Source organism: Agrobacterium sp. CFBP 3001 (assembly GCF_027871605.1).
Classification (GTDB): domain Bacteria; phylum Pseudomonadota; class Alphaproteobacteria; order Rhizobiales; family Rhizobiaceae; genus Agrobacterium; species Agrobacterium leguminum.
In genome coordinates this window covers 1-10,594 of record NZ_JAQAHD010000044.1, presented here as the reverse complement: position 1 = coordinate 10,594, position 10,594 = coordinate 1, and the positions used below count along the sequence as shown (strand labels likewise).

The window sequence follows — 10,594 nt, the reverse complement described above, 5'->3', positions numbered from 1 at the left end:
GCAATAAGGTACCGATCTCGCTGATGAAATCAGGAGGCTCAACCAGCCCGCCTCCCTGAATGAAGCCGGAAAACTCTAGCCTCAGATGGTCCAGAAACCTGGGGCGGTTCATGATCGTAACGGACTCTACCAAATTCTGGAGGAAGTTCAGGGTCTCAGGTCAGGTCTCAGGTCATTGACCGCAAACAATCCCCCACAAGTTCTATTAGTTGCTTCTCATTTGAGGAGCAGTTTATTCCAAACTTTTAGGAGAAAGAAAGTGCAGACTAAATCACCGGTACGCCAATGACACAAATCGTTATCTCTGGCGATTTAACCAGAGTGAATAATAGAATGGAGCTCCATCAGTCCCACAATATCGCTTGGTTTTCTCGTCTTTTTACGCCTATTTTTGAGTCACTAGGGTTCAAGGTGTATACTGTTGGAGAGAAAAAGAATGACTTTCCTCTAAACCTCCTCCACGATTCGATCTACGATCAAACCTCCCGCCAAATTCAAGATCAATGGGCGACGCGTTATGACGCCGGCTTCCCGGCCCCATTTATCAAGAAACTTATTGACGCATTTGGGCCCGCAACGTTTTTTTTGTTCGAGGCATCACCCGCATTCATGGATGCCTTGGATTCTGCCGGGATGGTGTATCTTAACTTCCGCGTCCACCCTATCCGATTCGCTTCCGACCTAATTTTTGCAATCAAGACAAATGATAAAAACTTTGCTCTAAGACTGAGGCAATTCGCGATGAAAGGCAATTTCCTAAAGCGAGAAGTGAAGCTGTGTCGAAGGCGGTGGCGTAAATCACCAAATGCGATCCCCGCCGGGTCAACGATATTTATGGCGCAGACGAATGAAGATGCTAGCCTAATAGAAAAGGGCCGGTTCTTGAGGATCGGTGATTTTTCGGAAATATTGAGGGACGAAATCAATTCGTCTCGTGCAATATTCTACAAACGCCATCCCCATGTACGCAACCAAGAATCTTTTGATTTTTGGCAACATATGTTCCCGAATACAAAAGAGGTACCAAGCGATATTTCGGCTTACGAGTTATTCTGTCAAAGCAAGGATTTAAGGATCGTTACAATCTCGTCAGGTTCCGCTTATGAAGCCGAGCTTTTTGGACACTCTACATTGTATCTGTCCGGTCGCCACTGGGGAGGCGATTTTTATCGGGACTACGTACCTATAACCCATGAGTACTGGTACCCAGAGTTTTGGAGGCACGTGTTCGATACGCAGGGAACTGCGCGCTCCTGGATACAGACTCTTACTCGGCGAGGCATTAACGCAGGTAAGTTGCCTTTCGTAGAAGGTAGGCTTAAGGGGCTGATTAATTTCGAATGGTCAAAGCCATGATATAAGGAAATTAGCAAGCAATGCTCCCGGCAATGCCACGAAGATTTCTCGGCTTTGCTGCGGCTGCAACCAAAGCCGCCCCAGCGCTTGAAGTCGGATCATCGCACCAATAATTCTTGTGAATGCCGTCACCGGCTTTGTTGGCTTGATCGCTCGCTCGTGGTAAGCGCCGCTTTAAGGGCACGCCGATTTACCCTTGACGGAAGGGGATGACGTTCTTGCCGCGCATGAACGCAAGGGCGCCCTCTGCCTTGATAGTTTTGACTGCGACGTCTCGAGCCTCTGTGTCGGATTCGAACTGGTCGTCCCATACGTGACTGGTGTTTTGGTGATCGACCACTTCAAGCGTCCATGTCGTATAGGTTTCAAGCCGGAAGATGTCGATAGAGAAGGGATAGCCATCAACGACGATCCTCTTACTTTTACCAGAAGTCACCAGATTGGGGTCGTCGTCTTCGATCACGGCTCACGTCCAAGCTTCCACATCACTTCGACGAGTATGCCAGTGGAGTTCAAACCGTCAAGCGCCTGGCTTGACGGTCCTATTGAATGCTCAAAGGAGCCGCTCGTCGATCCGGCTTTCCTTGTGGCCATTTATGATGGCCGTCATGACTTGCCTCTGAGAATTTCCTCCAGAATAATTCAGAGTCCGGCCTATTATATCTTGGACAGAAATGTGTAGTTTTGCATCACTAGGAGGTTCTCGACGTTGACAAATGTGCTGTCCAAAATCTATATGCCAAAATGCATGGTGGGCGATCGGCAACAGCGTGGCATATGAGCTCGTAAGTTTTTGCAATCTAATATGTTTCATGACGGAAGTGTCCGTCAGGCAGGACGGTAAATGCCCCAAGTCTTTTTTGATCTGTCGGAACTTTTCCTGAATTCGGGAGTCAAGTTTAAATATTACGGAATTGCGCGAACCGTAATGGAAGTCGCTTATGAACTGACTTTGGCGGATAAATCTGTAAGGTATGTAATCTATTCGCCGCTGCATCGTCGGTTTTTTGAGGTTTTTCCCCGTACGGGTGACGCATCGCCAACCGGTGTTCTGGATCCCAATATTCCTTCAAGCGCGACCCCATTGCGTCTGAGGCAGAATCTTTTTGATACTAACTTTTTGAAGTCTTTTTTCTACGGGATGGTGCGCACGATAGTCGAGCATCGCAATCGCAAACGTTGGGCAACTATTCCGGCGAGTGCTGTTCGGGAGGTTAATCTCGACGGGCAGATTCTGATTTCGCTGGGCAGGCCAAAAATCATGTCTGACTATATCATGGCGTTGAATGAACGGGGCGAAAAAGCCACTTTCATTCCGATGCTCCATGACATGATCCCATTGCATAATTTCACACATCGGAATCAGTTTTCGTTTCCGCGGAATTTTATTCACGATAACAAGGTCGCTATCGGGGCTGCGTCACTGATTTTGACAAATTCGGAATTTACGGCGCGGGAAGTAAAGCATTTTTCAGAGATAGGGACATTGCCGCCAGTGCAGGACGTTGTCGCTATCCCGCTTTGTAATGAACTTCGGCCGACGGTTGAGCCAATAGATAAGAAGCCCCCTTCAGGTCGTTACCTTCTGGGCGTCGGTATTTATAACGGCCGTAAGAACTTGGAATGTGTTGTTGAAGCCATGCTTCTATTACAGGCTTCCGGTGTCGTTCCGCCCGCACTGGTGTTGGCAGGCGCAAGACGTAAAAGAGTTGAAAAATTCTTAAAACAGGAAAAGTTTCGCCCTATAGTCGACAAGTTCCACTTTGTTCTTAACCCGAACCAAGCGGAATTACGTCTGCTCTACGAAAATGCCTATGGCCTCGTTTTGCCGAGCAGAATGGAAGGGTGGGGCTTGCCGATTAGCGAAGCTCTTTGGTGCGGGACCCCGGCTTTTGCTGCGGATGTGCCGGCCTTGAGGGAGGCAGGGGGTACACTCGCACTGTATTTCAATCCAGAGAAACCGGATGAATTGGCGGATTTGGTTCGCGGGTTGTTGCTCGAGCCGGATAGCTACGCTGCCTTGAAAACGAAAATCGCCGAATTCAAACCACAAATGCGGACCTGGCGAAATGTCGCGTCAGATATACTTCATTCGGTGCAAAAGTTTGACCACAAAGAGAGACGGGTGGCGACATAAGGCTGCCAGCTGACATGGATGATGTGCCCTCCATGCCGTTGGGAAGCTATCTTGAGTGCGGAATGGGGATAGATCAGCATTAGCCGCGCCAGATGGGATTTTCTTGCCGGTTACTCTAAAGCAGCAATCTCTCCCGTTCTTCCCCCTGCCAGAAACGGGGCGTGATGACATCCTCGCCAGAGGGAGATTGACACTTAGTGATCACCCATTTAAGTGCACTAAGCCAATTTTGGATTAGCCGTGCCTCGGCATTTGGACCAGTGTTAAGCTTTGAGTTTTGCGAGCATGAAACTTGAGCCATCATATATGAGCGCTACACACCGAACATCACTCCATCCGTTTGGGTTTGTTCGTCTAACGTGATAAACACTCACCAAATGTAGTTTCTGCACAAATTAGGAATATCGCTGTGATCGGATCATTTTTGTCGCAAAACGACAAGAAGCTGCTGGTACGACTGTTCAAAGAGAACTTTAGGAAGCATGTCGGTTGGTACTCGATGGCAATCGCGGCAATGGTTGTCGTTGCTGCAACGACCTCTCTCAGCGCTTGGATCATGCGCGATATCGTTAACAGCGTTTACTTGAAGCGCGGCTTTGACGTCGTCCTTGAGATTGCTTTTGCGGTTGCCGCGATATTCATTGTAAAGGGCCTCGCCACGTTCGTTCAGAGTTACTATCTGAGCAAAGCCGGCAACAGCATCGTCGCGGAGCAGCAACGTAAAATATATGATCGCCTGCTGAAGCAAGGTGTATCGTTCTTTCAAAACCTGCCATCATCGGAATTGCTGGTTCGGGTAACCTACAATGCACAGGCTGCCAGGAGCGTTATCGATACAATCGTGACGTCCTTTATCCGCGACCTGTTGTCGCTCATCGGTTTGATCGTTGTGATGTTCGCCCAGAATTTTCTTCTGAGCGCGATTTCGATGATTATAGGCCCTCTTGCCATCTTCAGTGTCCGTCTTGTCTTGCGCCGGGTGCGTAAGATCATGGAGGCTGAGCTCGCTTCGCTTGGCGAAATCGTCAACGTCGTGCAGGAAACCAGCATCGGCGTCCGTGTGATTAAAGCGTTCTCGCTTGAGAAGCTTATGCGCCAACGTATGAACAAGGCAGTGTCTGACGTTGAGCATCGAGCAAATGGTATTGCGAAGCTTGAAGCGGCGACCAGTCCGATCATGGAAACGCTGTCCGGCCTTGCGATTGCTGTCGTCATTGCCGTTTCCGGCTACACCGTTCTGGAGAAAGGCGGCTCTCCGGGCGATCTGATGTCCTTTATAACCGCTTTGCTTCTTGCTTACGAACCAGCAAAACGTCTGGCGCGTATGAGAATACAGATCGAAGGAGGCATGATCGGTGTCCGCATGATGTTCGAGGTTCTGGACGCGCCGTTGACGCTTGCCGAAAAGAAAGATGCCCTGCCTCTACTCAAGGCCAGTGGCGACGTGCAACTAAGAAACGTCAGCTTCGAATATGTTTCTGGGCAGCCGGTTCTGAAGAACGTCAGCGTACTCTTCGAGGGCGGCAAGATGACCGCATTGGTCGGTCCGTCAGGAAGCGGCAAATCGACAATCATCAATCTTATGATGCGCCTTTACGATCCTCAGAATGGTTCCGTTGAAATCAACGGCATGGATTTGCGCGATGTTTCCTTTGCTAGCCTGCGCGAGCACGTATCTTATGTGGGTCAGGAAACCTTTCTGTTCTCGGGTACTGTTAAGCACAATATCTCCGTTGGTCGGGACGGCGCGACAGAAGAAGAGATCATTGCTGCTGCCAAGGCTGCCAATGCCCATGAATTTATCATGAAGATGCCTGACGGTTACGACAGCAAGCTTGGTGAAAATGGTTCAGGCCTTTCCGGGGGGCAGAGACAGCGTGTTGCGATCGCGCGAGCCATGCTGAGGGACGCAGATATTTTGATCCTTGACGAGGCGACCAGTGCGTTGGATTCGGAATCCGAAGCTCTTGTGCGAGACGCGCTTGAGCGCCTGACACTGAACAAAACATCTATTGTCATCGCTCATCGGCTTTCAACGATAAACCGAGCCGACAAGATCGTCGTTATGGATAATGGACAGGTCGTAGAGGAAGGAAGTCGGCGTGAACTACTTGCAACAGATGGCCTTTATAAACGCCTGCACAGTATCCAGTTCGATGCGGACGTAGCATAACCCTGACATATCAGGCCGCATTGGAAAGGTTTTGTTGTGAAGGAACACTCTCGAAAGATCACGCCGGTTCTTCTTGCCGGCGGTGCTGGTTCGCGGCTTTGGCCGGTATCGCGCGATCAGTTGCCCAAGCAGTTTCAGCCGCTGGTCGGCAATCTTTCGACCTATCAGCAGACGCTGCAGCGGGTGGGCGACAAGGGGCTTTATGCCGAGCCGCTGGTGATCACCAATGAGGATTTCCGGTTCTTCGCCCGCCGTCAGGCCGAAGAGATCGATCTGCCGGCAACGGTAGTGCTGGAGCCCGCCCGCCGCGACAGCGCCGCCGCCATGGCCGCCGCCGCCGTGCTGGCCGAGCGCCGCGAGCCCGGATGCCTGGTGCTGGCGCTTGCCGCCGACCATGTCGTGCTCGATGCCGACAAGTTCTCAGACGCCGTGAAACTCGGCGCAAAAGCCGCCGATCAGGGCAATATCGTCGTCTTCGGCCTGGTGCCGACCGAACCGCGCACCTCCTACGGTTATATCAAACCGGGCGAGGCGATCGACGGCGAAGACGACCTGAGCACCGTCGACGCCTTCGTGGAAAAGCCGGATATGAAGACGGCGATCTCCTATCTGGAAAAGGGTTATCTCTGGAATTCCGGCAATTTCCTGTTCCGCTCCGATGTGATGATCGCCGAACTGAAGGCCTTCGCCCCGGAAATCCTGGCGGCGGTGACGCAGGCGGTCGAGCAATATGAAAGCGACCTCGGTTTCGTGCGCCTGCATCAGGCAAGCTTCGAGGCCTCGCCGAAGAACTCCATCGACTATGCCGTGATCGAGAAGACCAAACGCATGGCGGTGGTGCATGGCCATTTCCGCTGGTCGGATATCGGCAGCTGGGATGCGATCTGGGAAATCGCCGACAAGCGCGGCAACGACAATGCGCTGGAAGGCAACGGCGTCTTCATCGATTCCGAAGGCTGCCTCATCCATTCGACGCAATTGCTGACGACGGTGGTGGGCGCGAAGGACATGGTGGTGGTCGCCACCAAGGATGCTGTTCTGGTGGTGCCGAAAAACCGGGTGCAGGATGTGAAGGGTCTGGTGGAGACGCTGAAGGACGGCGAACACGCACCGCAGACGCAAAGCCACAAGCGCGTCTATCGCCCCTGGGGTTATATCGAACACATGTATGTGGACGAGCGTTACCGGGTGGGCCATATCACGGTCGATCCCGGCCACCGCATCTCGTTCCAGAAACATTATCACCGCTCGGAACACTGGATCGTCGTCAAGGGCACGGCGACGGTGACGATCGGCGAGGAGACGAAGTTGCTGACGGAGAACCAGTCGGTCTATATCCCGATCGGCCAGCCGCACCGGCTTGCCAATGAGGGGCAGATCCCGCTCGAACTGGTCGAAATCCAGACCGGAGCCTATATCGGCGAGGATGATGTCATCCGCATCGAGGACGATTATAAAAGGCAATAGAATTGCGGTGCGCATCATCAGCGAAGTTTCTGATAAACTCACATCTTTTTTATCGCTTCCATCATTGCATCGACCGATTTAGCCCAAGTGAATCTGCTTCTAACAAATTCTCTCATGTCGCGGCATTCTTCAGCACTAGGAGGCAATGACATCAAACTGATCATAGCCTCAACCCATTCTTTAGGATCGTGCGGTCTACAAAATAAAACGCCTTGCTCAAGGATCTCCGTCATCGCGGGTCGGGAGCTGCAGATGGCTGGCACACCCAAAGCTAGCGCCTCGAGCGGAGGCAAACCAAATCCCTCGTAGAGACTAGGAAACAACAATCCTTGTGAATTTTTAACAAGTGAGAAGAGTTCAGCGTCTGACAGCTTCCCCGTGAAGTGAATTTTTGAACTATAGTACGCCAATTTTTCGTTATTGTGTCCAGCTCCCACAACAAATATCTTGCAATCAGGAAAACCCGGAAGAAGGGCTGCGTCAAATATCACTTTCAAATTCTTATGGTAATCGAAAGAACCTATGCAAACAAAGTATTGCCCTTGCTCTTGAATGTCATTTAAGTCGTCGCTATCGGGATCAAAAATCGTGACACCATTATAAGCGACCGAAATCTTACTCATAGGAATAGAAAGCTCTCTTGAAATGCTTTCCGCGCTACTATGACTAACCGTTAAAATATGAGTCGCCTTACTTGCAATGTAAGCGTACTTATTCTTCCAATCGTCAATCGTTTTTCGAGGAAAAAGATCCGGAAACAGAAGCGGTATCACGTCGTGTATCATGACCAAGGAGTTACCATTCAAATCCTCTGGACACCAATGAATAGACGGATAGAAATTAACAACTTTACTGCCTGCATCATTTCCAAGAGGTAATTGATCTTTATTTTGGCGGCTCCGCAATTCTGCCAAGTACTCCCGCGCTACTCGACCGATACCTCTTTGATCCCTCAGCGCTTCCGCAGCAAAATTAATAGTTATGTCACCAATCTTAATTTCGATGAAACCCGAGAGTTTTTCACTACTTAAGATTTCTTTTTTGGGAAAACGCTTTCTGATCGCCCGGCGAATAATGCGCTCCGGATTCAACTTCCTCGAAGCCGAGACGATCTTGAGCAGTTTATTTCTTTCCAAAACGTCTATTTTTGACCTCAAAAAGAGAACTTCGTGGTTGAGCGACCCAATTCGTTCATGGAGGTCGTCTAGTTGTGACTTTGTGCCAGCCAATTCGGCCGCAATGACTGAAAGCTCATGCGGAATAAAACCATCAGCGAAACTGGGCTCTTTGTCTAAAAAAGACGCAAGCGCCTTTTTTTCCCTTGCCAAATAAAACCGATAGTCATTGTTGACATACGCGACTTCGTAAGAAATAGAATGCATATTTTGATCGAGATCATTGCAGGCTGCGTCGACGTAATCTCGCGTAGCAATTATCAATACCCAAGGACGAAATTCAAGCCAGTTATTATATGAGAATAAATGATCAAAATCAGCGCCCAAATTTACCCTTAAAAAGTGGACTGACTTACTGGGTAGCACGAAGCGTTCACAGATCTGATTGAATGAGAAAACCTGTTGCCTTACTTTATTAAATCGCCTCCCAATCGAACAAGTCGATAAGACATTCGGACGACTACCATCAGCGGTGAGATTTTCACCTAAATGGTTGGCGTCCGCAGATAGTACGCAATGAAGGTTTTCGTCATTCGGACGGAAATGCTCAAATAGGTTGAGTATAGATATGTCGCGATGGATGTTGAGCCCGCTCCACCCTCTCTCATAAAGACCTTTGGTGATCGATTCGCGGTCGGGCGAATCTGCATGGATGTCGATATAAAAGCCGTTTTCCTCAGATTTGAACATACGCCACAGAAGAACGTCTTCCATATTTTTTGAAAATGAAACAAACTTCGACATCATTACACCCATACCTATACTTCCGAAGTAACACGTCACATTGACAATGAAATCACTGTCGCCGCAATATCAGATCTACATAGTCTCCAGAACTAATAACATCATCAACAGACGACGAAGAAAAATGCACTTCTGTTCCATTGTGCAGCAGCCTATTAATACTAAAGCCCGCCTCCAAAATTTCGCCTACAAAACTATGCGGATCTTGCCCCATTTCTTTGTATGCAATTGGACTAAACTCCATAACTATTGTGAGACCCTCCTGCTCTTTAAGCCAGTTCCGCATGCCCTTCCAGACATTTATTTCATAACCTTCAACATCTATTTTGATAAAATTTGGTGACACTTTTCGTTTGAATTTGCGCTCTACGTCCTGGATCAATAACGGCATTGTCGTGACGTTAACGCGCTCACTTCGATGGGATCCCTCTACGTCAAGCAATGTGGCGCTACCGACGTAATCTCCAATTTTATTTATATGGACCTCTTTCCTTTCATCACCCAAGGCAACATTTGCGACCTCTACAAAACCTGAGAAGCCGTTTACTGCAACGCTCTTTATCAATCGAGAATGCAACGCAATTTGGGGCTCCGCACCCAGTACGAACCCCTGCTCACCAACGAAATGAGCCGCCAACAAAGTGTAAAATCCACAATTCGCCCCGATATCGAAAAACACATCGCCTTTTTTCAGGTTTTTTTGAAGAAACGTAGTAACCCACGGCTCCCAACGTCCTTCAGCCATGATATGAGGTGTCAGAGAAATATCCATGCTGTCTAGGAATATTTTCCTTCCAAAAAACGTCTCCGTTAGGACAGTTTTCTCTCCAATATACTGGCACATTCTATGTATTGCCTTCGATGGCGTCGTATCTACATGCAAGCAGTCAGCCATATTGTAGAAGAAACTCTTGATACTGTCGCCCTTTTCAGAAATATCGAAAATACGCAACACTATATATACATCATTAGAAAAGCATATTTCGCTTCTACCAACATACTGCATTAAGGTAGAGGGATCAATTTCCGTAATTTTTCCTTTATGGATCAGCACATACTTTGATGAATCTATATCCTTACGTGAGCGAACTTCATGCAAGCCCAACGAAACTATTTCACCCCAAGAAAATTCCTCCTGCGAGTAAATTGTTCTTGTTTTATTCTCTAGCCATTTCAACGCCTCGATGAGATGTGTATCCATTTCGTCCCCCGGTTTTCGAATTTCGTTCTTAGCGACTAAAAAATAGCCGCGTCTTGATTATATGTTTGTTCGCAAAACACTAGGCATTTTGTACCTTTTCTAAAGTCGTCCACGAAAAAGTAGGAGATAGCATACATCAGCACGTAACAGTCTACTCGTGAACCGCCAGCACGGCCTCTGCCTCATATATGGCGCAGACGATGTGATAAAACGTGCTTGCCGGCGCCGGCTCGTCGAGCATCGGCCTGTCGGCCGGCCATTTGTCGAACCACAGGCCCTTGACCGGCGTGTCGAGGAAAGGCTGCAGCGCGCCGATGGCGCTGAGACCGGAGGCGAGGTAA

Annotated in this window: 8 protein-coding genes; 4 read left to right on the top strand and 4 right to left on the bottom strand. The window is 49.2% G+C overall.

The window, feature by feature from the left end:
- The first annotated feature begins 285 nt into the window (after positions 1–285).
- The gene (locus tag PH605_RS25070; protein WP_065657634.1) at positions 286–1,356 is read left to right on the top strand and encodes a hypothetical protein; all 1,071 of its coding nucleotides are present in this window, start codon (positions 286–288) and stop codon (positions 1,354–1,356) included.
- Between the two features lie 190 nt (positions 1,357–1,546).
- Here PH605_RS25070 and PH605_RS25065 read toward each other — a convergent pair whose 3' ends face one another.
- Complete coding sequence (locus PH605_RS25065) at positions 1,547–1,819, bottom strand: hypothetical protein (RefSeq protein ID WP_080818995.1); 273 nt, start codon at positions 1,817–1,819, stop codon at positions 1,547–1,549.
- A gap of 381 nt (positions 1,820–2,200) precedes the next feature.
- Here PH605_RS25065 and PH605_RS25060 point away from each other — a divergent pair, with 381 nt between their 5' ends.
- The 3 genes from PH605_RS25060 (at position 2,201) to PH605_RS25050 (ending at position 7,133) form a co-directional block, all read left to right on the top strand.
- Complete coding sequence (locus PH605_RS25060) at positions 2,201–3,493, top strand: glycosyltransferase family 4 protein (protein WP_080818996.1); 1,293 nt, start codon at positions 2,201–2,203, stop codon at positions 3,491–3,493.
- A 409-nt stretch (positions 3,494–3,902) separates the two neighbouring features.
- Positions 3,903–5,666, top strand: coding sequence for an ABC transporter ATP-binding protein (locus PH605_RS25055; RefSeq protein ID WP_065656788.1), 1,764 nt, complete (start codon positions 3,903–3,905; stop codon positions 5,664–5,666).
- A 36-nt stretch (positions 5,667–5,702) separates the two neighbouring features.
- Positions 5,703–7,133, top strand: coding sequence for a mannose-1-phosphate guanylyltransferase/mannose-6-phosphate isomerase (locus PH605_RS25050; RefSeq protein ID WP_271040164.1), 1,431 nt, complete (start codon positions 5,703–5,705; stop codon positions 7,131–7,133).
- A gap of 38 nt (positions 7,134–7,171) precedes the next feature.
- Here PH605_RS25050 and PH605_RS25045 read toward each other — a convergent pair whose 3' ends face one another.
- From PH605_RS25045 to PH605_RS25035, 3 genes are all read right to left on the bottom strand, one after another.
- On the bottom strand, positions 7,172–9,064 hold the full coding sequence (locus PH605_RS25045) for a glycosyltransferase family 4 protein (protein ID WP_125147050.1): 1,893 nt from the start codon (positions 9,062–9,064) through the stop codon (positions 7,172–7,174).
- 40 nt (positions 9,065–9,104) lie between these two features.
- Positions 9,105–10,253 carry an FkbM family methyltransferase gene (locus tag PH605_RS25040; protein ID WP_142846686.1) on the bottom strand — a complete coding sequence of 383 codons (1,149 nt, stop codon included), beginning with the start codon at positions 10,251–10,253 and terminating at the stop codon, positions 9,105–9,107.
- A 151-nt stretch (positions 10,254–10,404) separates the two neighbouring features.
- Positions 10,405–10,594: AGE family epimerase/isomerase (locus tag PH605_RS25035; RefSeq protein WP_193559589.1), on the bottom strand; the 190-nt coding region annotated here is incomplete at its 5' end.